The following is a 23583-nucleotide window of genomic DNA, read 5'->3' on the forward strand; positions in this document are numbered from 1 at the left end:
CTGCCGGACACGCGTTCTGTGGCAGTGACGAGGAGATTACGTAAAGGGAGGTGCGAAGGCAGGTGGTTCTGGCATTTTCCACGTGCACATGCCAGCTAGCTTTCGCCTCGTGTCTTCATTACTGCTTTATTGATCGCCCAGAGACCGATTCCGATCAAAAGTAGGACGCCTGCGCGGATGTAGACGTCCGTCGGCCGGTCGGCCAGCGGGCTGGCGAGGATCAGGGCGGTGATCGCGCCGAGCACCGGCAGGACCGTCGGCGTACGGAAATGCTGGTGCGCCACGCGGTCCTTGCGCAGGACCAGCACCGCGACATTGACCACGGCGAACACGCACAGCAGCAGGAACGCCGTCGTGTCGCCGAGCCCCTCGATCTCGCCGGTCGACACCAGGCCGATCGCGAGCAGCGACACGAACACGATGCCGACGACGGGGGTACGGCGCCGGGAAAGGACCCGGCCCATGCCGCGCGGCAGGATGCGTTCGTTCGCCATGCCGTAACAGAGCCGTGAGGCCATCATGATGTTGATCAGCGCGGAGTTGGTCACGGCGAACAGCGCGATCAGAGCGAAGAGTTTGGGCGGGAAGTCGACCCCGCCCGCCTTCACGACCTCAAGCAGCGGCCCGCTCGATTTCTGCAGCGTCGTGTAGTCGACGAGCAGCGACGAGACCAGCGCGACCAGGACATAGATGGTGCCGGTGACCGCGACGCCGATGAAGATGGCCTTGGGGAAGGTGCGTTGCGGATTCTTCGTCTCCTCCGCCATGTTGACGGAGTCCTCGAAGCCGACGAAGGCGAAGAAGCCGAGCGCGGTGGCGCCGAGGACGCTCGTGAGCAGGGCGTAACCCGTACCGGACGCCTGGAACTCGCCGAGCCGCGCGGGCTCGCCGTCGCCCGAGAAGACGGCGTACGCACCGATCGTGAGGATGATCGCGAGCCCGGTCACCTCGACGAGCGTCAGCACCACGTTCGTCTTCACCGACTCCGACACACCGCGCCAGATTGAGCGCGGCGAGCGCGACGATGAACAGGATCGCGACGAGCGTCGGCGGCACGGCGTCCGTGAACTCCGCCAGATAGTCGCCGCTGAACGCGCGGGCGGCCGCGCTGGCGGACGACAGGCCCGAGCACATCACCATGAAGGCGATGATGAAAGTGAAGAACGGGACCTTGAAGGCTTTCTGGGTGTAGAGCGCGGCGCCGGCGGCCTTCGGATACTTGCCGACGAGTTCGACGTACGACGCCGCCGTCAGCAGCGCCACGACGAAACCTATGGCGAACGGCAGCCACAGCGCGCCGCCGACCTTCCCCGCCACTTTGCCGGTGGTGGCGTAGATGCCGGTGCCGAGGATGTCGCCGATCACGAACAGGATCAGCAGCTTGGGGCCGAGCGCGCGCTTGAGCGGTGTGTCGTCGACTGCTGCGGATGCTCCTGGCGATCCGGGCACTTCGGAACTGGTGGTCATGGGACCTCCCCCGATGTCGGTGTGGGGGGTTTTCTGCCCGGTGGAACGCGAGTGATGCCCGCGCGCCCGTTCGCGCCCCTTCGCGCCCGTACTCCGGTCAGCCGCGGCGGGCGCTCTCCACGGCGGCCGCGACATCGTCCAGGTCTCTGGTGATCGCCTTGCTCACCGCTCGCGCGCCCAGCCCCCCGAGGACCTTGGCCAGCAGCCCCGCCACTCCGGCGGGCGGGACCGCGGAGAACGTCATCCGAACGGCCGTCGCGTCGGGCCCCTCGGCGCGCAGCACGAACTCCGACACGTAGTGCGCGCCTTGCGAGTCGGCCTCCACCACATAACGCACCGGCGGCTCGCTGGCCGTCACGTACATCTCCTCGGTGGCCTGTTTGCCCAGCATCCGGCGGGTCTCGCGCCAGCGGGTGCCGACACCGAACGGGCCCGCCGACGACCGCTCCAGGACCTCCACCTTCTCCACGCCGCTCAGCACGCGCGGCATGTCTTCCAGGTCGGTCAGGGCGCGCCAGACCCGGTCCGCACCGGCCGAGATCCGCCGCTCGACGACCACGCTCTTGTTTGCCATGGACTCATGGAACCAGCCAGGTCTGACACTCGCGCCCGACGGACTTCCGGATGGCGTACCGGATGGACTACAGGAGCGCGTCCGGGTGTGTTCCGCCGGACTCGGCGACGATCTCGGCGAGCGTCTGCGGCGGCCGTACGACGCTGAAGCGGACCCCGTCAGCAGTGGCGGTGAAGCCGTGGATCCCGGCCCTGGCAAGGCTGTTGTAGGCGTAGTGCGCGGCCATGTAGTACGCCCCCGTGTCCAGCACCGCCGCATAGTCGCCCTGGTCCAGGAGCGGCAGCAGCCGGTTCTCGGCGAGCAGGTCGCCCGCGAAGCACGCGGGGCCCGCCACGTCCTGCGCGACCGGCGGGCCCGGCTTGGGCAGGCCCTTCGCGTCGTACGCCGCGATGCGCAGTGGCCAGGACTCGGGGGCGTACACGGTCCGGGTCGCGATCTGGACGCCCGCGTGAGTGACGGCGATCGGCCGGTCCCCGGACCTCTTCGCGTACTCGACGCGGGCGAGGACCGTGCCGTGCTTGGCGAGCAGTGAGCGGCCGAACTCCGTGACCAGCCCGTAGCGCCCGTCCAGCAGGCCCGGGACGTGCTGCTTGAGGAGTCGGGCGTAGTCGGCGTACGTCGGGGTCTCGGCGTCGGAGGTGAAGTTGACCGGGAGGCCGCCGCCGATGTCGACGGTGTCGATCTGCTGCCGGCCCGCGGCCGCGTTGATCTCCTCGGCGAGGTCGTACGCCGCCGCCACGCCCCGGGCCATCAGCTCCAGAGGCAGGCCCTGCGAGCCCGAGTGTGTGTGCAGCCGGGTCATCCACGGCCGGTCGAGGTACGTGCGTACGACCCATTCGCGGGCGCCGGGGTCGAGTAGCGCCACGCCGAATTTGGACGTTGCGGTGGCGGTGGAGAGCGCGCCGATGGAGCCGCCGCCGATCTGCGGGTTGACGCGCAGGCCGACGGGGGAGGTGGTCGCGGCCGACTTCACCAGCGCGTCGATGCGCGCCAGTTCCTGCGGGTTGTCGGCGTTGACCGCGATGCCCAGTGCGAGGGCTTCCCGCAGCTCGGCGGGCGTTTTCGCGGGGGAGTCCAGCACGGTGTGCACCGGGCGTACGCCGGCGGCGCGGGCCAGGGCCAGCTCGCCGGGGCTCGCGACTTCGGCGCCGATGGAGGCGTGCTCGTACAGCAGCCGCAGGACCGGGACCAGCGGCGTCGCCTTGACGGCGAACGCGTGCAGGACCGGGGTGCCGGGCGGGGTGACCGCGTCGAACGCGGCGCGCAGGGCGGCGGCCGAGGCGCGGATGCCGGTGACGTCGAGGAGGCCGGCGATGGGGGCGGCGGGGCCGACGACGCCCTGCTCGACGGCGGCGCGAACGGCCTGCTCGCGCCGCTGGGGCGCACTCATGTCCGGGCTCATGTCCGAAGGCATGTGTTCCAGCCAACCACCCGCTCGGACCGGGCGCAGGCGGCCGCGTGTATTGACTAGCTCTATTCATCCAGCCAGGATGTGAATAGACCCCAATGCAGTAGTCGCGAGGAGGCACACCATGTCAGGACCCCGACCCGTACGGGCGCCGCGCGGTACGGAGCTGAGCGCCCTGGGATGGCAGCAGGAAGCCGCCCTGCGCATGCTCCAGAACAACCTCGACCCCGAGGTCGCCGAGCACCCCGACAAGCTCGTCGTCTACGGAGGCACGGGCAAGGCGGCGCGGGACTGGCGCTCGTTCGACGCCATGGTGCGCACCCTCAAGACCCTGAAGCAGGACGAGACGATGCTCGTCCAGTCCGGGCGCCCGGTCGGTGTCATGCAGACCCACGAGTGGGCGCCGCGCGTGCTTATCGCCAACTCCAACCTGGTCGGCGACTGGGCGAACTGGGAGGAGTTCCGCCGCCTGGAGGCGCTGGGTCTGACCATGTACGGCCAGATGACCGCCGGGTCGTGGATCTACATCGGCACCCAGGGCATCCTCCAGGGCACGTACGAGACCTTCGCGGCCGTCGCGGCGAAGAAGTTCAACAACACCCTCGCCGGGACCATCACCCTCACCGCCGGCCTCGGTGGCATGGGCGGCGCCCAGCCCCTCGCCGTGACCATGAACGACGGCGTCGCCATCTGCATCGACGTCGACCCGCGCGCCATCGAGCGCCGCATCGAGCACCGCTACCTGGACGTCAAGGCGGACAACCTCCAGCACGCCCTCCAGCTCGCCGTAGAGGCCCGCGACGCCCGCAAGCCGCTCTCCATCGGCCTCCTCGGCAACGCGGCCGAGCTGCTGCCGCGCATGCTCGCCGAGGGCGCGCCGATCGACATCGTGACCGACCAGACGAGCGCCCACGACCCGCTCGCGTACCTCCCTCTCGGCGTCGACTTCGACGACATGGCGTCGTACGCCGCCGAGAAGCCCGCCGACTTCACCCTGCGCGCCCGCGAGTCCATGGCCAGGCACGTCGAGGCCATGGTCGGCTTCATGGACGCCGGCGCCGAGGTCTTCGACTACGGAAACTCGATCCGCGGCGAGGCCCAGCTGGCCGGCTACTCCCGCGCCTTCGACTTCCCCGGCTTCGTACCGGCGTACATCCGTCCGCTCTTCTGCGAGGGCAAGGGCCCGTTCCGCTGGGCGGCGCTGTCCGGCGAGGCCTCGGACATCGACAAGACCGACAAGGCGCTGCTCGACCTGTTCCCGGAGAACGAATCCCTCCACCGCTGGATCAAGATGGCCGGCGAGCGCGTCCACTTCCAGGGCCTGCCGGCCCGTATCTGCTGGCTGGGCCAGGGCGAGCGCGACAAGGCGGGCGCCCTGTTCAACGACATGGTGGGCGACGGCACCCTCGCGGCCCCCCTCGCGATCGGCCGCGACCACCTGGACTGCGGCTCCGTAGCCTCCCCATACAGGGAGACCGAGGCCATGCTCGACGGCTCCGACGCGATCGCCGACTGGCCGCTGCTCAACGCCATGGTCAACGTCGCCTCCGGCGCGTCCTGGGTCTCGATCCACCACGGCGGCGGCGTCGGCATGGGCCGCTCCATCCACGCGGGCCAGGTCTCGGTCGCGGACGGCACGAAGCTCGCGGGCGAGAAGATCCGCCGCGTACTGACGAACGACCCGGGCATGGGCGTCATCCGGCACGTGGACGCCGGCTACGACATCGCGGAGAAGACGGCGGACGAGCAGGGCGTACGTATCCCGATGCGGGAGGACCAGTGACTGGGTTTGTGGGCAGTCGTTCCGCAGGGCGGAACGGGTGGGCACAACCAGACGACGGCCCGCACCTTGCTGCCCCTTCGTTCCACGAGATGTGGCGGGACCTCGCCCCCATCGGCCGTAACGCGGCCACCCGCGGCTACCGCCGCTACGCCTGGACGGCGGCCGACCAGGACTGCCGAGCGTGGTTCAAGGCCCAGGCCGAATCCCGGGGCCTGACGTACGAGCTGGACCGCAACGGCAACCAGTGGGCCTGGCAGGGCGACCCCCTCGCCGGGGACGCGGTCGTCACCGGCTCCCACCTCGACTCCGTCCCGGACGGCGGCGCGTTCGACGGCCCGCTCGGCGTCGTGTCGTCCTTCGCCGCGCTCGACGAACTCCGCCGCAGGGGGGCGGAGTTCACGAAACCACTCGCCATCACCAACTTCGGCGACGAGGAGGGTGCCCGCTTCGGCCTGGCCTGCGTGGGCTCCCGCCTCGCGGCCGGGCAGCTCACGGTCGCCAAGGCCCACGAGCTCCGGGACGCGGACGGAATCACGCTCCCCCAGGCCATGGAGTCAGCCGGCTACGACCCGACCACCATCGGCCCGGACCCGGACCGCCTCTCCCGTATCGGCGCGTTCATCGAGCTGCACGTGGAACAGGGCCGAGCCCTGGACCTCACCGGCGACCCCGTAGGCATCGCATCCGCCATCTGGCCGCACGGCCGCTGGCGGTTCGACTTCCACGGCGAGGCCAATCACGCGGGCACCACCCGTCTGGAGGACCGCCGCGACCCGATGCTGACGTACGCCGAGACGGTCGTAGCCGCCCGCCGCGAGGCCCAGTTCGCAGGGGCCCTCGCGACCTTCGCGAAGGTCGCCGTCGAGCCGAACGGCGTCAACGCGATCCCGTCCCTGGTACGCGGCTGGCTCGACTCGCGCGCCGCTGACCAGGCGACTCTCGACCAGGTCATCGCCGGAATCGAGCAGGCGGCCCGCGAGAACGCCACCCGCTCCGGCATCGACCTGCGCATCACGCAGGAGTCCTTCACCCCGGTGGTGGAGTTCGAGCACGCACTGCGCGACGAACTGGCGAAGCTCCTTCAGGGCAGCCACGGCGACCTTCCCGTCCTCGGCACGGGCGCGGGACACGATGCGGGTATTTTGTCCGCTTCGGTCCCGACCGCCATGCTGTTCGTACGGAACCCCACGGGTATCTCGCACTCCCCGGCCGAGTACGCCGGCGAGGACGACTGCGTCGCGGGGGTCATCGCACTCGCCGACGTACTGGAGGGGCTCGCGTGCACGTGACCTACTGGCTGGAGCACGCCTGGCTGCACACCTTCGTCGAGCCGGGCGTGGTCCTGGACGTGGCGGACGGCCGGATCACGGCCGTCCGCAAGGACGTCCCGGCCCCGCCGCCCGGCGCCACGGTCCTGCGGGGCCTGACCCTGCCGGGCTTCGCGAACACCCACTCGCACGCCTTCCACCGGGCGCTGCGCTCGACGGTGCAGGTCGGCTCGGGGACGTTCTGGACCTGGCGGGAGGTGATGTACGGCGTCGCCTCCCGCCTGACGCCCGAGACGTACTTCGACCTGGCCAAGGCGGTGTACGCCGAGATGGCGCTGGCGGGGATCAGCGCGGTGGGCGAGTTCCACTACCTGCACCACGCGCCCGGCGGTACGCCCTACTCCGACCCGAACACCATGGGCGAGGCCCTGATCGCGGCCGCCGACGAGGCCGGCATCCGCATCACGCTCCTGGACACGGCCTACCTCGCGTCGGGCTTCGGTACGCCGCCGAACCGCCAGCAGCAGCGGTTTTCCGACGGCACGGCGGACGCGTGGGCGGAGCGGGCGTCGCTGCTCAAGGACCGCGATCACGCTCGTATCGGCGCGGCGATCCACTCGGTACGGGCGGTACCGGCGGACCAGCTGTCGACGGTGGCGGCGTGGGCGCAGGCCCGCGTGACGCCGCTGCACGTGCACCTGTCCGAGCAGACCGCCGAGAACGACGCGTGCCTGGCCACGCACGGCTGTACGCCGACGCGGCTGCTGGCGGACCATGGCGTCCTGGGGCCGCGTACGACGGGCGTACACAACACCCACCTCACCGACGAGGACATCGCCCTCCTGGGCAGCACCTCCACCGGCACCTGCATGTGCCCGACGACGGAACGCGACCTGGCGGACGGCATCGGCCCGGCGACCCGCCTCCAGAAGGCGGGGTCCACCCTCTCCCTGGGCAGCGACAGCCACGCGGTGATCGACATGCTGGAGGAGGCGCGGGCGATGGAGCTGAACGAACGCCTGCGCTCACGGACACGGGGCCACTGGACTGCGGCGTCCCTGCTCCGCGCGGCGTCGGCCGACGGGCACGAGGCGCTGGGCTGGCGGGACGCGGGGGTGATCGAACAGGGCGCGCTGGCGGACCTCACGACGATCGCCCTGGACTCCGTCCGTACGGCGGGTCCGTTGCCGAGGCTGGGCGGGGAGACGGCGGTGTTCGCGGCGTCGGCGTGCGACGTACGGCACACGATTGTGGCGGGCCGCCACATCGTGAAGGACGGCGCCCACACCATGATCCCGGACGTCCCCCAGGCCCTGGCGAAGGCGATCACCGCCGTCTACAGATAACGGGGTGCGGGCGACGCCTGCGGCGGGCCCTTTCCCCACCCCGCCCCTTCCCGAACTGGGGCTCCGCCCCAGACCCCGCTCCTCAAACGCCGGAGGGGCTGGGCGGTGCGGCCGAATCCAGCCCGTCCGGCGTTTGAGGACAACGCCCGAAGGGCGTCTGTGTGGTCTGGGGTCTGGGGCTTGCCCCAGTTCGGGAAGGGGCGGGTAGGGGAAAGCCCCGCGCAGCGGCCCCCCACCCACCCCGAGCAACCACGCAACCGGGAGAGGACCCCTTGACCACCACCCTCATCACCAACATCGGCAGCCTCGTCACCAACGACCCCACCCAGGGCACCGGCTCCCCCCTCGGCCTGATCCAAGACGCAGCCGTCCTGATCGACGGCGACCGCATCGCCTGGGCCGGCAAGGCCAAGGACGCGCCGCCGGCCGACACCGCGTACGACGCCCGCGGCCGCGCCGCCATCCCCGGCTTCGTCGACTCCCACTCCCACCTCGTCTTCGCCGGCGACCGCACCGACGAGTTCAACGCCCGCATGTCCGGCCGCGCCTACTCCGCCGGCGGCATCCGCACCACCGTCGCCGCCACCCGCGCCGCCACCGACGAGGCGCTCGAAGCGAACCTCACGCACTACCTCCGCGAGGCCCTGCGCCAGGGCACGACCACCTTCGAGACGAAATCCGGCTACGGCCTCACGACTCACGACGAGGCCCGCGCCCTCCGCATCGCAGCGGCCCACACCGACGAGGTCACCTACCTCGGCGCCCACATCGTCTCCCCCGACTACGCCGACGACCCGGCCGCGTACGTCGAACTCGTCACCGGCGAAATGCTCGACGCCTGCGCCCCCCACGCCCGCTGGATCGACGTCTTCTGCGAGAAGGGCGCCTTCGACGGCGACCAGGCCCGCGCCATCCTCACCGCCGGCAAGGCGAAGGGCCTGCACCCCCGCATCCACGCCAACCAGCTCAGCTACGGCCCCGGCGTCCAGCTCGCCGCCGAGCTCGACGCGGCGAGCGCCGACCACTGCACCCACCTCACCGACGCCGACGTGGACGCCCTCGCGAACAGCAACACCGTCGCCACGCTCCTCCCCGGCGCCGAGTTCTCCACCCGCGCAGCCTGGCCGGACGCCCGCAGGCTCATCGACGCGGGCGCGACGGTCGCACTGTCCACGGACTGCAACCCGGGCTCGTCGTTCACGTCCTCTATGCCGTTCTGCATCGCACTCGCCGTACGCGACATGGGCATGACCCCGGACGAAGCCATCTGGTCGGCCACAGCGGGCGGCGCGGCAGCCCTGCGCCGTACGGACATCGGCCGCATCACCCCCGGCGCCCGGGCCGACCTGGCCCTCCTCGACGCCCCGTCCCACGTACACCTCGCCTACCGCCCCGGAGTCCCCCTCGTCTCCGAGGTCTGGCAAAAGGGTGTGCGTACGACGGCATACGTCGGGTAGGCACCAGAACGTAGAGGAGGGCCTGCCCCGGATAGCGCCTGGGGCAGACCCTCACTCACACCACACCATGTTCGTGCCGTACGCCGGAGTATTACTCCTCCAGCGTCAGGCCCTTGCGCAGCTTGTTCAGCGTGCGCGACAGCAGGCGCGACACGTGCATCTGCGAGATGCCGAGCTCGTCGCCGATCTCCGACTGCGTCATGTTGGCGACGAAGCGCAGCGAGAGGATCTTCCGGTCCCGCGAGGGGAGTTCGGCGATCAGCGGCTTCAGGGACTCGACGTACTCGATGCCTTCGAGCCCGTGGTCCTCGTAGCCGATCCGGTCGGCCAGCGCGCCCTCGGAGTCGTCCTCCTCGGGCTGGGCGTCCAGCGAGCTCGCGGTGTACGCGTTGCTCGCGGCCATGCCCTCGACGACCTCTTCGTTGCTGAGGTCGAGGCGCTTCGCGAGTTCGCCCACCGTCGGGGCGCGGTCGAGCTGCTGGGCGAGCTCGTCACCGGCCTTCGCGAGGTCCAGGCGCAGTTCCTGGAGGCGGCGCGGGACGCGGACCGACCAGGACGTGTCACGGAAGAAGCGCTTGATCTCGCCGACGATCGTCGGCATCGCGAAGGTGGGGAACTCGACGCCACGGCTGAGTTCGAAGCGGTCGATCGCCTTGATCAGGCCGATGGTGCCGACCTGGATGATGTCTTCCATCGGTTCGCTGCGGGAGCGGAACCGGGAGGCGGCGAACTTGACCAGAGCCAGATTCAGTTCGACGAGTGTGTTGCGTACGTACGCGTACTCGTGCGTTCCCTCTTCGAGGGTTTCGAGGCGCGCGAAGAGCGTCTTCGACAGGGCCCTGGCGTCCAGCGGCCCCACCTCGTCGTACGGGGGAATCGCCGGGAGGCCTTCGAGGCCCTCGGGTCCGGTCTCGATCTGCTCGGAGAGGGCGGGCAGGGCGGGCGGGGGTGTCGACGGCGCGGTCTCCTGCGCGGTGAGAACAGGGAGCGCAGAGGGCGTTCGCGTTTCGTCGAGCCGGGGTGACATGGTCTCCTCCATCGTTCTCGGCATATGGCTGCCGATGCCGATACGTTTGCGTGCGATGTGCGGCGCCTCCAAAGCCGGTCGTGTTGGTTGTGTCCCTACTAGGCCTACCCGCTCTTGACCGGCACTTGCAAGTCCCTTATGTCCGAATTGGCTAGTATTGAAGGGGTCTTCGGGTACCGAACGACGTGGAGAAGGCGTAGGGTTCTGGCACGTCAATGACAGTCACGACTGCGAAGAGGGACGAGACGGACATGGAGCGCGGGACGGTCGGCAGCGCGAACCGGGGTCGGCTCCGGGTCGCAGTTCGGACCGAGGGTCAGAGCGAGATTGTCACGCCGGCGGGTGAGCTCGATCACCACACCGCCGAGCTGCTCCGTGAACCTCTGGAAAATGCCCTTGAAGCCGGGCGTGCGCGCCTGGTCATCGACTGTTCGGCGCTCGAGTTCTGTGATTCCACCGGGCTCAATGTGCTGCTCGGTGCTCGCCTCAAGGCCGAAGCGGCCGGGGGAGGGGTTCACCTGGCCGGGATGCAGCCAGTGGTGGCCAGGGTCTTCGAGATCACCGGGGCCGAGGCCGTCTTCACTGTCCACGAGTCACTCGAAGCCGCTTTGGAAGAGTGACTTCCGCCTCAGTGGCACCTCCTGCTGACCGGTTTGGTTACCCGCGTCACACGTCCGTCCCGAAAAAGTGGGTGTTCTCACCGTTCGGCCGGGCAGGAGGTCTCTGACCCTGTCGACCCCAGGGGGCTCGGATGCCCCCGCCGTCCTTGCAGCGATGAATTGATGAATTGGCGAATCGGTGAGGTGAAGCGCTGATGAGCACCACCCGGCAGCCTCAGTCGGGCGACCTCGGCCCGGGGTCGGCGAGCCACGGCTCTGCCTCGGCCTCTGCCGTGCCCGCCGCCGGCCAGGGGCGTTCCCTGGCGCTGACCAGTGCCAGCGGCATCGTGCCGCTCGCTCGTGACTTCACCCGCCAGGCGCTGTACGACTGGGGCTGGCTCCCCGCTTCGTCGGCCGACCGGCGGGCCGCTGCCGAGGACGTCCTGCTCGTCGTCTCCGAGCTGGTCACCAACGCCTGCCTGCACGCCGAGGGGCCCGAAGAGCTGCGCGTCGCGTGCGACGGCAAAGTGCTGCGCCTCGAGGTCGTTGACCGTGGCACCGGCCAGCCCGCCCCGCGTACGCCGCACCGGGCCGGGCGGCCCGGCGGCCACGGCATGTTCATCGTGCAGCGGCTCTGCCTGGACTGGGGAGTCGAGCGGACCCAGGAGTCCACCGGCAAGACGGTCTGGGCGGAACTCGCCGCTCCGGCGTAGTCGGCAGTCCACCGCGCGGTCCCCCGGCTGGGGGTTACCGGCGGTTCGCGGTTATTCAAGTGCACGCCGGACCGGCGTGCACTTTCTCTTCCCCCCGCAAGACCTCAGGCGTACCTTGACGCCCAATCTGATGTGTCGTCAGTAACTTGAGGCTTCCGGCATAAGGGGACTAGAGGTGTCGTACAAGAAGCGGACAACTCTCGCGCTGGCGGCGGCGGTTGCGGGCTCGGTGGTGCTGCTGGCCGCCCCCGCGGCCCATGCCGACGTCGTGGACGTCAACTACCAGTGCAAGACGCCGATCGGGAACAAGGGGGCCGTCTCCCCGATCGACATCAAGGCCGTCAAGAGCGGCAGCGCGTACAAGCTCACCATGTCCTTCCAGAAGGGCGTCTCGTCCAGCCCCGTGGAACTGGGCAAGGGGGCGATGAAGCCGAGCGCCGTCATCAAGCTGGGCGGCGCGGACAGCGGCAGCGTGCCGGTGTCGGGCCCGCCGAACCCGGCGGCCATCCCCGCCAACACCCCGATCAAAATCAGCGACTTGACGGGCACGTACACCTCCGCCAAGACCGGCAAGGTCACTTTCACGGCGTCCGTCCTGACCATCAAGGCGCTCGGTACGACCACCACCTGCACCCCCTCCAACAACCCCAAGCCGTCGCTCGAACTCGACGTCAAGGGCGCGGGCGGCGGTGACTCCTCGGGCGATACGTCGCAGAACGCGTCCGGCGGCAGCCCCGGCGAGCTGCCGAAGACGGGGCCGCTGGACTCCGCACTGGCACTGGGCACGCTCGGCGGCACGGTCCTGCTGACCGGGGCGGCCGGGGCGTTGTGGCTGACCCGGCGCGGCCAGCGGCCCACGGGCTGAAGCGGCCCGTGCAGTCGCCGCGCAGTGTCACTCACGCGGTCCGTCTCCTCGCCGCCGCGTCTGTGGTCGCCGTTGCCGTCTCTCTGCCCCCGTCCGTCGCCGCGGCGGACGGGGGGCCGGCCTGGACGGCGGCCCCGAGCGGCAGCGGTGGTGGCGACGGCAGACCGTACTTCTACCTGGAGGGCGTGGCCGGAACGGTCTTCGAGGACAAGCTGGCGCTGACCAACACGGGCAGCAAACCTCACACGGTCGGGCTGCGCGGCACGGGCGAGGGCGCCGGGGCATGGATCGTGCTCGCCACCCCCGAGGTGAAGATCCCTCCGCGCACCCGCGCGGAGGTCCCCTTCACGGTGACCGTGCCGCCGGGTGCGGCGCCCGGTGACCACCCCGGCGCGATCGTCGCCTCGGGCGCGGGCCGCGAGACGGACGTACGCGTCCACCTGCGCGTCAGCGGCCCGAGGCTGGCGGCGCTGACGGTCGAGGACGTGACGGTGCGCTCGCGCGGCGACGGCGCGGTCATCGGATACGCACTGGTCAACCGAGGCAACACCACCCTCACCCCGCGCCTGGCCGTCCGCGCCGAAGGCCTCGTCGGCGGCGAGCTGCTGTACCGATCGCCCCGCACCCTGCCGGAGCGCCTCGCCCCGGGCGAACGCGTGGAACGCACCGAACCCTGGCCCGACGCCCCCGCCCTCGACTCGGTGACCGTACGCCTCACCGCGACCGCGGCAGGCGGCGCCCGGGGTGAGGCGACGGCGTCGGCATCGTTCGTGCCCTGGGGCACGGTGACGGGCGCGGCGCTGCTGGTACTGGTGCTGGGAGCCGGGGGAGGGGCGGCGTGGCGCGTCGTACGCCGCCGCCACGGCAAACCACCGACGACGGATACCCAACCCCCAACGAAACCCGAACGGCACCTGGCGCAGGCAGGAGCAACAACGTGACCGCCGCGACCCCTGACCGCCCCGAACCCCACGCCCGGCCCGGCGCGGAGATGCCGCGTGCGGGGGTGCGGGGGCGAAGCCCCAGCGGCTTCCTCCCGCCCGCGCAGCGGGCGTCGGGGGGCTGGGGGCCTGCCCCCCGTTGTTGGAAGGGGCGGCGGGAGGGAAAGACCCCTGCTCGTACCCCGTCGGCCATGGCGCTCCTGCTTGCGCTCCTGGCCGTGCTGGTTCTCCTTCCCGCCGCCAGCACCGGCGCCGCCGCCAGCGCCGACAAGCCGCCCGAGGTCACGCTCTCCCAGCAGGAGGCCGGCAAGGGCGGTGACATCACCGTCAGCGGGAAAGGGTGGCGGCCCAAAACGCTCCTCATGATGCTGATCTGCGGCCAGTCCGCCCCCGGCAGAGGCGTGATCGGCGGCACCAACTCCTGCGCGAACTCCGACGGCCGCGCCGTGACCACCGACGCCAAAGGCGCCTTCCGCAAGAAGATGCCGGTGGCCGAGCCGCCCAAGCCCTGCCCGTGCGTCGTGCACGTCGCGACGGTCACCGGCAACGAACCGGCCGCAGCGGACACCGAGTTCAAGGTCGCGGGCCACCCCGTCGCACCGCTCCCGCAGCCCGGCGAGGGCGGAAAGCTCGCCGTGCTCGCGGCCGCCCGGCTCGACGGTTCGGGCTCCGTACTGACCTGGTTCGGCGCCCCGCAGACCCGCAGACTCGTCGTCACCGTCGGCAATCTCGGCTCCGACCCGGTGAAGGATCCCGTCTTCCAGATCGGCACCTCGCACGGCGTCTTCGCCCCGCAGTGGGAGGAACGCCAGTGGCGGGGCACCATCCAGCCCGGCAAGAAGGCCCGCGTCGCCCTGGACGTCCAGCTGTCGGCCGGCGCGCACGGCGACTACCTCGTCTCGCTCAAGTACGGGCAGAAGGTGCTGGCCGAGCAGCCGTGGGGCGTGGGGCGGCCGTGGGGCGTCACGCTCTTCTGGGTCCTGCTGTGCGTCGTCGTCCCGGCGGCGGTGTTCCGTATCGGCATGGCGGTCGTCGACAGGGTCCGGCCGCTAAGGCCAGCACGGCCGCGTACGCCGGGCCGCCACCGCCCGGTGCGCCTCCCGGCCCGAACCCGTACGCCACGCGAAGAGGCGACAGCCGCCCCCGCCCTGCCGTGGTTCACCCCGGACACCGCACCCGGTCCGCACACCCCGATCTCCGCACCGTCCCGGTCCCAGCCCCAGTCCCAGAACAGTCCGACGACGAAGGGAAATTCGTGACCACGCAACGGAGGATGAGCGCGGCCGGCGTCGCGCTGATGCTCGGCGGCGCGGGAATCCTGCTCGCGGCGAGTCCCGCGCAAGCAGCCGAAGTCTCGTTCAAGACCGAGTGCATACCCCCGCCGATCTCCGGCATGCCGCCCGTACAGGGCACCACGAAGGTGCAGATCACCGCACCAACGGAGGCCAAGGTGGGCGACGAGGTCGAGGTGGTGTGGAAGACGGTCGAGGCCGCTTCCAAGAACCCCGACGTCATCGACCTGGAGAAGGACACCGTCAAGCCGACCGGCACCATCAAGGTGGGCGGGGCGGCGACCGCGGACCTCAAGATGGAGGGGCCGCGCCAGAACCCGCCGATCCCCAAGAACAGCCCGATGGTCCTGCCGGACATGAAGGGCAAGCTGAAGCTGGAGAAGGCGGGCGAGATCACGCTGACGCCCGACGCGTACAACATCAACGTCAGCAAGCCGATGTCGACGGACACCAAGTGCACGCCGAAGGAGACGGTCAAGGCCGCCGCGACCATCAAGGTCACGGACGGTGGTGGCGGCGGTACGTCCGGCGGCACGACATCCGGCGGCAGCGATACGGGCGGAACCGCGTCCACCGGTGGTACGGCCTCCTCCGGCGGCAGCACCGCGTCCGGCGGCACCAGCACGTCCGGCGGTACGAGCACGTCCGGCGGCGGTGGTGGCGGCGGCCAGAGCGACTTCCCAGGCAAGGAAGTCACCGTAGCCTTCGAGTGCAAGTCCCCCGGCCCGGCGAGCATCAACTCCAAGGTGACCATCAACGCCAAGAAGAACGGCGGCAGTTACGACCTGGTCGTCAAGACCGCCAAGGGCGTCATGGACAGCCCGGCCGCGCTCCCGGCCGGTGCTCTCAAACCGTCCATGGCGATCCCCGTCGGCGGCGCCGACAAGGGCACCGTCCCCGTAACGGGACCCGCCAACAAGGACCCACTCGAACAGGGCAAGCCGGTGGACCTGCCGGACATGACGGGGACGTACAAGCCGGGTGCCAGCGGCAAGTCCACGCTCAGCCCTGGCACGCTCACCATCGAGGTAACCCTGGGCGGCCAGAAGATCACCATCCCCTGCACCGTCAAGGGCAAGGCGGATGTTTCCCTGGAGCTCGACACCTCCGCCCAGCCGGGCGGCGCGTCGGGCGGCGGCTCCCCAGGCGGCTCGGCCGGCGGTTCGTCCGGCGGCGCCACATCCACCACCGGCGGCGGCACCGACTCCGGCGGCGGCCTCGCCGACACCGGCGCCGCCGACAACGGCGGCCTGCGCGCGCTCGGCCTGGTCGCGGGCACGGTGATCCTGCTGGGCGGCGCGGTGTTCACGTTCACCCCGTGGCGACTGCTGAAGCGCTGACCAGCAGCGTAAAGCGCCGCACAACGGCGAAGGGCCGCCGCACCGAATCCGGTGCGGCGGCCCTTCGTACGCGTACGTCAGTACGTACGTGTCAGTGCACGCCGCCCATGAGCGGCTGCACCTTCCTGCGGTACATGAAGATCGCGAACCCGCCGAGCATCGCGATGGCGCCCTGGCTGGCGAACCACCACTCGGAGTCGGTCGGCGCGCCGATCAGCTGGAGCAGGGCGATCACGGAGGATCCCGCGGTCACGGCGAGGAACCAGACACCCATCATCTGGGACGCGTACTTGGCCGGGGCCAGCTTCGTCGTCAGCGACAGGCCGACCGGGGAGAGGGTGAGCTCACCGACGGTCTGGATCAGGTAGACCGAGCACAGCCACAGCGGGGTGACCTTGACGTCGCCCGAGGACGCCGTCTGGGCCAGCATCATCACGAAGAACGAGGCGCCGATCATCACCAGGCCGAAGGCGAACTTGGTGAGGGTGCTCGGCTCCTTCTTGCGGCGGGACAGCGCCACCCACAGCCAGGCGAAGACCGGGGCGAGCGCCATCACGTACAGCGGGTTCAGCGACTGGAACCAGCTCTCCGGGAAGGCGAAGCCGAGCATCGAGCTGGCGGTGTTGTCCTTGGCGAACAGGGTCAGCGTGGAGCCGGTCTGGTCGTAGATGCCCCAGAAGGCGGCGGCGGCCACGAAGAACCAGACGTACGCCGACACCCGCGACCGCTCGACGGCGCTCAGGTCGCTGTCGCGCTTGATGCGGATGATGTAGAACGCGGGCAGGACCAGACCGAGGATGGTCAGCGGCCACAGCACCCAGTCGATCGTGAACTGGCCGCTGAGACCGACGAGCGTGTACGCGACGCCTGCGACGGCCAGCCAGATCAGGGCCTTGCGGATGATGCCGACGCGGTCCGCGTCCGACAGCGGCGCCGGGACCTCACTCGACTCCGGCGCCAGGTTGCGGAAGCCGAGGAAGTAGAAGGCGAGGCCGATGGCCATGCCGACACCGGCCATGGCGAAGCCGTAGTGCCAGTTGACCTTCTGGCCGACCCAGCCGATGGTCAGCGGGGCGACGAAGGCACCGAGGTTGATGCCCATGTAGAAGATCGTGAAGCCACCGTCACGGCGCGGGTCGTTCTTGTCCCGGTACAGGTGGCCGACCATCGTCGAGATGTTGGCCTTGAGGAGACCGGAACCGGCGGCGATGAACGCCAGGCCGATGAAGAACGACACCACCGTCGGCAGCGCCAGCAGGAAGTGGCCGATCATGATGATCGTGCCGGAGACCGCCACGGTCTTGCGGGCGCCCCAGACACGGTCGCCGAACCAGCCGCCCGGCAGGGCGAGCAGGTAGACCATCGCGTTGTACACCGAGTAGATGGCGATGGCGGTGCCCGCGTCGAAGCCGAGGCCGCCGTCGGCCACCGCGGCCGACAGGTAGAGCACGAGCAGGGCGCGCATGCCGTAATAGCTGTAGCGCTCCCACATCTCGGTCATGAACAGGTTGGCCAAGCCGCGGGGGTGGCCGAGGAAGGTCCTCTCGACGCCAGGAGTACTGGCCGAGTCCTTCGTCAGGCTGGACGCCATGGTGGATCCTTGCTCGCTCGGGACGCGTCCGCCTCGTGAGCGGGTGCGCGCCCGGTGTGGGGGGTGGCCGACGGCACGCGACGGCCCGGCCGACAGGTCATTCACTGTCCGGGCAGGCGATGCCATGGCGGGCGATGCCGATCCCGCACAGAAAAGAGCCCTTTGGCGTGTTTCGTCACCCAAAGGCCTCTCGGTCCTGCTACAGACGACTCGCCACCATACGGCACGACACCGGTGCATATGGAAGGACTTGAGAGATGGATCACAGGGCGAGCAGGAACCAACGGTCCTGATTCCAAGGTCGATACCAGGATCGCATCCCACAGCCGCAGGACAGAACGATCATCCACCGACCGGCCCCTCCCCGTACCCCACGCGGACTACCATCACCCCATGACCCGTGTACTGCTGGCCGAGGACGACGCATCCATCTCGGAGCCGCTGGCCCGTGCCCTGCGCCGGGAGGGCTACGAGGTCGAGGTGCGCGAGGACGGCCCCTCCGCGCTGGACGCAGGTCTCCAGGGCGGCGTCGACCTCGTCGTACTGGACCTGGGGCTGCCCGGCATGGACGGCCTCGAGGTCGCCCGCCGGCTGCGCGCCGAGGGCCACGCCATCCCGATCCTGGTGCTGACCGCCCGCGCCGACGAGGTGGACACCGTCGTCGGCCTCGACGCCGGCGCCGACGACTACGTCACCAAGCCGTTCCGTCTCGCCGAGCTCCTCGCCCGCGTACGGGCCCTCCTGCGGCGCGGCGCCAGCGATCATCACGCCCCCGCGCCCGCCACCCACGGCGTACGGATCGACGTCGAGTCGCACCGCGCCTGGATGGGCGAGGAGGAACTCCAGCTCACGGCGAAGGAGTTCGACCTGCTGCGGGTCCTCGTCCGGGACGCCGGCCGCGTCGTCACCCGCGACCAGCTGATGCGCGAGGTCTGGGACACCACCTGGTGGTCGTCGACCAAGACCCTCGACATGCACATCTCGTGGCTCCGCAAGAAGCTGGGCGACGACGCCGCCAACCCGCGCTACATCGCCACCGTGCGGGGCGTCGGCTTCCGCTTCGAGAAGAGCTGACGTACACACACAGCCATGCGCCGCCGCCTGATCAACTCCACGCTCGCCGTGGTGCTCGTCGTCATCGCCGTCTTCGGCGTCTCCCTGGTCCTCGTCGAGACGCGCACCATCAGCAACAGCGCCCAGGAGAGCGTCGACTCCGAGGCGCTGCGCCTGATCAGCGTCGTGGAGAGCCGCATCCTCGGCGAAGAGAGCGTCAACCCGGGTGTCCTGGAGGAGCAGATCCACCCCGAGCGGTACGCCCGGATCGAGATCCCGGGCCGTGCCCCCATCGAGATCGGCGAACGCCCCGAGGGCAGCCTCATCACGGGCGTAGCGCGCAGCAAGTCGGGCGAGAAAGTCACCGTCCAGGAGTCCCGCTCCACCGTCACCGACGAAGTCGGCCGTACGCTCATGATCATCGGGGCGGTGGCGCTGCTCGCCGTGATCGCCGCGGTCCTCCTCGCCGTACGCCAGGCGAACCGGCTCGCCTCCCCGCTCACCGACCTCGCCGAAACCGCGGAACGCCTCGGCTCGGGCGACCCACGGCCCCGCCACAAGCGGTACGGCGTACCGGAGCTCGACCGGGTCGCCGACGTACTCGACTCCAGCGCCGAGCGCATCGGCCGGATGCTCACCGCCGAACGCCGCCTGGCCGCCGACGCCTCCCACCAGCTCCGTACCCCCCTCACAGCCCTCTCCATGCGGCTGGAGGAGATCACCCTCACCGAGGACCTGGACACGGTGAAGGAGGAGGCGACGATCGCGCTGACGCAGGTCGAGCGGCTCACCGACGTCGTACAGCGGCTGCTCACCAACTCACGCGACCCGCGCACCGGCTCCGCCGTCGCGTTCGACCTCGACGAGGTCGTCAAGCAGCAGATCGAGGAGTGGCGCCCGGCCTACCGCAGCGCGGGCCGCGCCATCGTGCACTCGGGCAAGCAGGGCCTGCGGGCGGTCGGCACACCGGGCGCGGTCGCTCAGGTGCTGGCCGCGCTGATCGAGAACTCGCTGATGCACGGTGGCGGTACGGTCGCCCTGCGCACCCGCGTCACCGGCAATCAGGCCGTCATCGAGGTGACCGACGAGGGTCCCGGCGTACCCGCGGAACTCGGCGCGCGGATCTTCGAGCGCAGCATCAGCGGCCGTAACTCGACCGGGATCGGGCTGGCCGTGGCGCGCGACCTGGCAGAGGCCGACGGCGGCCGGCTGGAAATGCTCCAGCAGCAGCCGCCGGTGTTCGCGCTCTTCCTGAGCAGGGTGGCGCGCCCGAAGCAGGAGCCGGAGCCGACGGTCAGGTGACGCGGTCGATCCGGGCGTCCCGGGGGTCGTCCAGGAAGGACTCCGCGGTCCCGACGGCATCGCCACCCACCACGGGCAGCTTCTGGAAGACCCAAGTCCGATACGACCAGAACCGGAAGACGGTGGCGATGCCGATGCCGAGGAACTTGAAGAGGTTGCTCTGGAGCGGGCTGTCCCAGCCGAAGCCGTACGTCGCGGCGTACAGCACACCGCTCTGGATCACCAGGCCGATCACGCTGAACAGCAGAAAGAGCGTGAGCTCCCTGGTCCTGCGGTTCTTGTCGCGCTCCCGGTAGGTGAAGTAGCGGAAGCCCAGGTAGTTGAAGCCGATCGCGACGACGGTGGCCACGATGCTCGCCCGGACGACGGGGAGGTCCGTGAAGTGGCGTACGAGGTTGAAGACCCCGAGGTCCACCAGCAGCCCCAGTCCACCGACCGCGCCGAACTTCGCGAACTCGCGCCCGATCTGTTCCAGGCGCCTTCGCAAGGGGCCGCCGTCCCGTCCACTCATGGTGATCGCAGCCCCGTTTCGGTCGATGTCGTCAACGATCGGTCATGTCGTCAACCCAGCCATGCTAACCAGGCGCCCCCGGCACATGCCTGCGGGCACCATCGAGGTGTGGCGGGGCTGTGACGCAGAGCGTGCGGAACGCGCGGACAAGGCGCCGCGGGCCTGCGGATACCCTGGAGGTGTGACGTTCCCCGTAGTCGGCATGGTCGGTGGCGGTCAGCTCGCCCGTATGACCCACGAGGCGGGCATCCCCCTCGGCATCAGATTCAAGCTCCTCAGTGACACCCCCCAGGACTCGGCGGCCCAGGTCGTCAGCGACGTCGTCATAGGCGACTACCGCGATCTGGACACACTGCGTGCCTTCGCGCGCGGCTGCGATGTGATCACTTTCGATCACGAGCATGTCCCGACCGAGCACCTGCGGGTCCTGGAAGCGGACGGCATCCCCGTCCGGCCGGGGCCCGACGCACTGGTGAACGCCCAGGACAAGGGCGTAATGCGAGCGAAGCTCACGCAGATCGGAGCGCCTTGCCCGCGCCACCGCATCGTGAGCGACCCGGCGGACGCGGCGGCGTTCGCTGCCGAAACCGGCGGTTTCCCGGTGATCCTCAAAACAACCCGCGGCGGATACGACGGCAAGGGCGTCTGGTTCGTACGCAGCGAGAAGGACGCCGAGGAGCCCTTCAAGGCGGGCGTCCCGGTCCTCGCGGAGGAGAAGGTCGACTTCGTACGGGAACTGGCGGCGAACATCGTCCGCTCCCCGCACGGCCAGGCCGTCGCCTACCCCGTCGTCGAGTCGCAGCAGGTCGACGGCGTGTGCGACACCGTGATCGCCCCCGCGCCCGGCCTCTCCGAGGAGCTCGGCGGCCAGGCCCAGGCACTGGCCCTGCGCATCGCGGGCGAGCTGGGCGTCGTCGGCCACCTGGCCGTGGAACTCTTCGAAACGACAGACGGCCGCATCCTCGTCAACGAGCTGGCGATGCGCCCGCACAACTCGGGCCACTGGACGCAGGACGGCGCGATCACGTCCCAATTCGCGAACCACGTCCGCGCCGTCCTCGACCTCCCCCTCGGGGACCCGCGCCCGCGCGCCAAGTGGACGGTCATGGCGAACGTCCTCGGCGGCGATTACCCGGACATGTACCAGGCGTATCTGCACTGCATGGCGCGTGACCCGCAGCTCAAGATCCACATGTACGGAAAGGACGTGAAGCCGGGCCGCAAGGTCGGCCACGTCAACACCTACGGCGACGACCTCGACGACGTGCTGGAGCGCGCCCGTCATGCCGCCGGCTACCTGCGAGGAACGATCACCGAATGACGACCCCTGCTGCAGCCCCCGTAGTCGGCATCGTGATGGGCTCGGACTCCGACTGGCCCGTCATGGAGGCGGCGGCCAAGGCCCTGGACGAGTTCTCGATCCCGTACGAGGTCGACGTCGTCTCGGCGCACCGGATGCCCCGCGAGATGATCACGTACGGCGAGGACGCGGACGCCCGCGGCCTCAAGGTGATCATCGCGGGCGCGGGCGGCGCTGCCCACCTCCCGGGCATGCTGGCCTCGGTGACGCCGCTGCCGGTCATCGGCGTACCGGTGCCTCTCAAGTACCTCGACGGGATGGACTCGCTCCTCTCCATCGTCCAGATGCCGGCGGGCGTGCCGGTGGCCACGGTCTCGGTGGCGGGCGCGCGGAACGCGGGCCTGCTGGCGGCGCGCATCCTGGCCACGCACGACAGCGACCTCCTCTCCCGCATGCGGGAGTTCCAGCAGGAGCTGAACGACCAGGCGACGGAGAAGGGCAAGCGGCTGCGCGCGAAGGCGCAGGGCGCGGACGCGTTCGGCTTCGGCAAGTGAACGAACTGTCCCGAGCGCGGCAGCTGCTGACCACCCACCCGATCGTCGACGGCCACAACGACCTGCCGTGGGCGCTGCGCGAGCAGGTCCGCTACGACATCGGTCGGCGCGACCTCGCCACCGACCAGTCGGCGCACCTCCACACGGACATCCCCCGCCTGCGGGCGGGCGGCGTGGGCGCGCAGTTCTGGTCGGTGTACGTACGCTCCGACCTGGCCGGGGACGAGGCGGTCAGCGCCACCCTGGAACAGATAGACGCCGTAACGCAGCTCCTGGCCCGCTACCCGAAGGACTTGGCACGAGCCCTGACGGCGGACGACATGGAGTCGGCCAGGCGGGAGGGCCGGATCGCCTCCCTGATGGGCGCCGAGGGCGGCCACTCGATCAACAACTCCCTGGCCACTCTGCGTGCCCTGCACACGCTGGGCGTCCGCTACATGACCCTCACCCACAACGACAACATCGCGTGGGCGGACTCGGCGACGGACGAGCCGGGGGTGGGCGGCCTGTCCCCCTTCGGCCACGAGGTCGTCCGCGAGATGAACCGCATAGGCATGCTGGTGGACCTGTCCCACGTGGCAGCCACAACCATGCGGGCGGCCCTGGCCACCACCGTGGCCCCGGTGATCTTCTCCCACTCCTCGGCCCGGGCGGTCTGCGATCACCCGCGCAACATCCCGGACGACGTTCTGGAACTCCTCCCCGCCAACGGCGGTGTGGCCATGGCGACCTTCGTGCCGAAGTTCGTGCTGCCGGAGGCGGTGGACTGGACGCGGCGCGCGGACGAGAACATGCGCGCGCACGGCTTCCACCACCTGGCGATGACGCCGGACGCGATGAAGATCCACAGCGCCTTCGAGGACGCGAACCCGCGTCCGGTCGCGACGGTGGCCACGGTCGCCGACCACCTCGACCACATGCGCGAGGTCGCCGGCATCGACCACGTCGGCATCGGCGGCGACTACGACGGGACGGCGTTCACCCCCGCCGGCCTGGAGGACGTGGCCGGCTACCCGAACCTGATCGCGGAGCTGCTGCGGCGCGCGTGGTCGGACTCCGACGTAGCGAAACTAACCTGGCACAACGCGGTACGGACCCTACGCGACGCCCAATCGACAGCCGCCACGCTCCAACACCGCCCCCCGTCAAACGCAACACTCCCCGAACTGGACACGTAGCCCAGCCACTCCCA

At 70.2% G+C, this 23583-nt stretch carries 20 protein-coding genes and 1 pseudogene; 15 read left to right on the top strand and 6 right to left on the bottom strand.

The annotated features are described in order from the left end of the window. Positions 1-95 precede the first annotated feature (95 nt). From ABZX79_RS21615 to ABZX79_RS21625, 3 genes and pseudogenes are all read right to left on the bottom strand, one after another. A pseudogene (locus ABZX79_RS21615) lies at positions 96-1467 on the bottom strand (APC family permease). Positions 1468-1564: 97 nt separating this feature from the next. After that, positions 1565-2041 carry an SRPBCC family protein gene (locus tag ABZX79_RS21620; RefSeq protein ID WP_355259924.1) on the bottom strand — a complete coding sequence of 159 codons (477 nt, stop codon included), beginning with the start codon at positions 2039-2041 and terminating at the stop codon, positions 1565-1567. Positions 2042-2108: 67 nt separating this feature from the next. Then, positions 2109-3431 (bottom strand): diaminopimelate decarboxylase, encoded by a 1323-nt coding sequence (locus tag ABZX79_RS21625; RefSeq protein WP_355259927.1) that lies wholly within the window; start codon positions 3429-3431, stop codon positions 2109-2111. A 142-nt stretch (positions 3432-3573) separates the two neighbouring features. On the opposite strand from ABZX79_RS21625, the gene hutU reads away from it, so the two are divergent. The 4 genes from hutU to hutI all read left to right on the top strand — a co-directional run bounded on the left by hutU (position 3574) and on the right by hutI (position 9303). Then, positions 3574-5232 (top strand): urocanate hydratase, encoded by a 1659-nt coding sequence (hutU, locus tag ABZX79_RS21630; protein WP_355259930.1) that lies wholly within the window; start codon positions 3574-3576, stop codon positions 5230-5232. An 89-nt stretch (positions 5233-5321) separates the two neighbouring features. Next, positions 5322-6521 (top strand): allantoate amidohydrolase, encoded by a 1200-nt coding sequence (locus ABZX79_RS21635; protein WP_355259933.1) that lies wholly within the window; start codon positions 5322-5324, stop codon positions 6519-6521. Beyond that, on the top strand, positions 6512-7846 hold the full coding sequence (locus ABZX79_RS21640) for a formimidoylglutamate deiminase (RefSeq protein WP_355259935.1): 1335 nt from the start codon (positions 6512-6514) through the stop codon (positions 7844-7846). The genes ABZX79_RS21635 and ABZX79_RS21640 overlap by 10 nt, the downstream gene beginning before the upstream one ends. Positions 7847-8118: 272 nt before the next feature. Next, entirely contained in the window at positions 8119-9303 is a 1185-nt protein-coding gene (gene hutI / locus ABZX79_RS21645) for an imidazolonepropionase (protein WP_355259939.1), read from the top strand. A 91-nt stretch (positions 9304-9394) separates the two neighbouring features. Here the strand turns inward: hutI and ABZX79_RS21650 are convergent, their stop codons facing one another. Continuing rightward, positions 9395-10342: an RNA polymerase sigma factor SigF gene (locus ABZX79_RS21650; RefSeq protein WP_355259942.1), complete on the bottom strand. Its 948-nt coding sequence runs from the start codon at positions 10340-10342 to the stop codon at positions 9395-9397. 239 nt (positions 10343-10581) lie between these two features. On the opposite strand from ABZX79_RS21650, the gene ABZX79_RS21655 reads away from it, so the two are divergent. From ABZX79_RS21655 to ABZX79_RS21680, 6 genes are all read left to right on the top strand, one after another. After that, on the top strand, positions 10582-10950 hold the full coding sequence (locus tag ABZX79_RS21655; RefSeq protein ID WP_214972804.1) for an STAS domain-containing protein: 369 nt from the start codon (positions 10582-10584) through the stop codon (positions 10948-10950). Positions 10951-11144: 194 nt separating this feature from the next. After that, positions 11145-11642, top strand: coding sequence for an ATP-binding protein (locus ABZX79_RS21660; protein WP_355259946.1), 498 nt, complete (start codon positions 11145-11147; stop codon positions 11640-11642). 175 nt (positions 11643-11817) lie between these two features. Continuing rightward, the gene (locus tag ABZX79_RS21665; RefSeq protein ID WP_355259949.1) at positions 11818-12507 is read left to right on the top strand and encodes a peptidase; all 690 of its coding nucleotides are present in this window, start codon (positions 11818-11820) and stop codon (positions 12505-12507) included. An 8-nt stretch (positions 12508-12515) separates the two neighbouring features. Then, on the top strand, positions 12516-13448 hold the full coding sequence (locus tag ABZX79_RS21670; protein WP_355259952.1) for a hypothetical protein: 933 nt from the start codon (positions 12516-12518) through the stop codon (positions 13446-13448). Between the two features lie 191 nt (positions 13449-13639). Next, the gene (locus ABZX79_RS21675; RefSeq protein ID WP_355259955.1) at positions 13640-14707 is read left to right on the top strand and encodes a hypothetical protein; all 1068 of its coding nucleotides are present in this window, start codon (positions 13640-13642) and stop codon (positions 14705-14707) included. A 14-nt stretch (positions 14708-14721) separates the two neighbouring features. Continuing rightward, on the top strand, positions 14722-16080 hold the full coding sequence (locus tag ABZX79_RS21680) for a hypothetical protein (RefSeq protein WP_355260091.1): 1359 nt from the start codon (positions 14722-14724) through the stop codon (positions 16078-16080). A 91-nt stretch (positions 16081-16171) separates the two neighbouring features. Here ABZX79_RS21680 and ABZX79_RS21685 read toward each other — a convergent pair whose 3' ends face one another. Next, a complete protein-coding gene (locus tag ABZX79_RS21685; protein WP_355259958.1) occupies positions 16172-17671 on the bottom strand; it encodes an oligopeptide:H+ symporter in 1500 nt (499 codons plus the stop codon). Positions 17672-18064: 393 nt separating this feature from the next. Here ABZX79_RS21685 and ABZX79_RS21690 point away from each other — a divergent pair, with 393 nt between their 5' ends. Next, complete coding sequence (locus ABZX79_RS21690) at positions 18065-18745, top strand: response regulator transcription factor (RefSeq protein WP_355259961.1); 681 nt, start codon at positions 18065-18067, stop codon at positions 18743-18745. Positions 18746-18760: 15 nt separating this feature from the next. After that, complete coding sequence (locus tag ABZX79_RS21695; RefSeq protein ID WP_355259963.1) at positions 18761-20026, top strand: ATP-binding protein; 1266 nt, start codon at positions 18761-18763, stop codon at positions 20024-20026. Here ABZX79_RS21695 and ABZX79_RS21700 read toward each other — a convergent pair. Beyond that, the gene (locus ABZX79_RS21700) at positions 20019-20537 is read right to left on the bottom strand and encodes a GtrA family protein (RefSeq protein WP_355259966.1); all 519 of its coding nucleotides are present in this window, start codon (positions 20535-20537) and stop codon (positions 20019-20021) included. The genes ABZX79_RS21695 and ABZX79_RS21700 overlap by 8 nt on opposite strands. A gap of 202 nt (positions 20538-20739) precedes the next feature. Between ABZX79_RS21700 and ABZX79_RS21705 the strand changes: the two genes are divergently transcribed. From ABZX79_RS21705 to ABZX79_RS21715, 3 genes are read left to right on the top strand one after another with little or no spacing between them, the layout of a single operon-like run. Next, entirely contained in the window at positions 20740-21858 is a 1119-nt protein-coding gene (locus ABZX79_RS21705) for a 5-(carboxyamino)imidazole ribonucleotide synthase (protein WP_355260094.1), read from the top strand. Beyond that, positions 21855-22391: a 5-(carboxyamino)imidazole ribonucleotide mutase gene (gene purE, locus ABZX79_RS21710; protein ID WP_355259969.1), complete on the top strand. Its 537-nt coding sequence runs from the start codon at positions 21855-21857 to the stop codon at positions 22389-22391. The genes ABZX79_RS21705 and purE overlap by 4 nt, the downstream gene beginning before the upstream one ends. Further along, entirely contained in the window at positions 22388-23569 is a 1182-nt protein-coding gene (locus ABZX79_RS21715) for a dipeptidase (RefSeq protein WP_355259972.1), read from the top strand. Before purE ends, ABZX79_RS21715 begins: the two co-directional genes overlap by 4 nt. Positions 23570-23583: the final 14 nt, after the last annotated feature.

The sequence above is a fragment of the Streptomyces sp. NPDC002994 genome (assembly GCF_040611155.1).
In the GTDB taxonomy this organism is placed as follows: domain Bacteria; phylum Actinomycetota; class Actinomycetes; order Streptomycetales; family Streptomycetaceae; genus Streptomyces.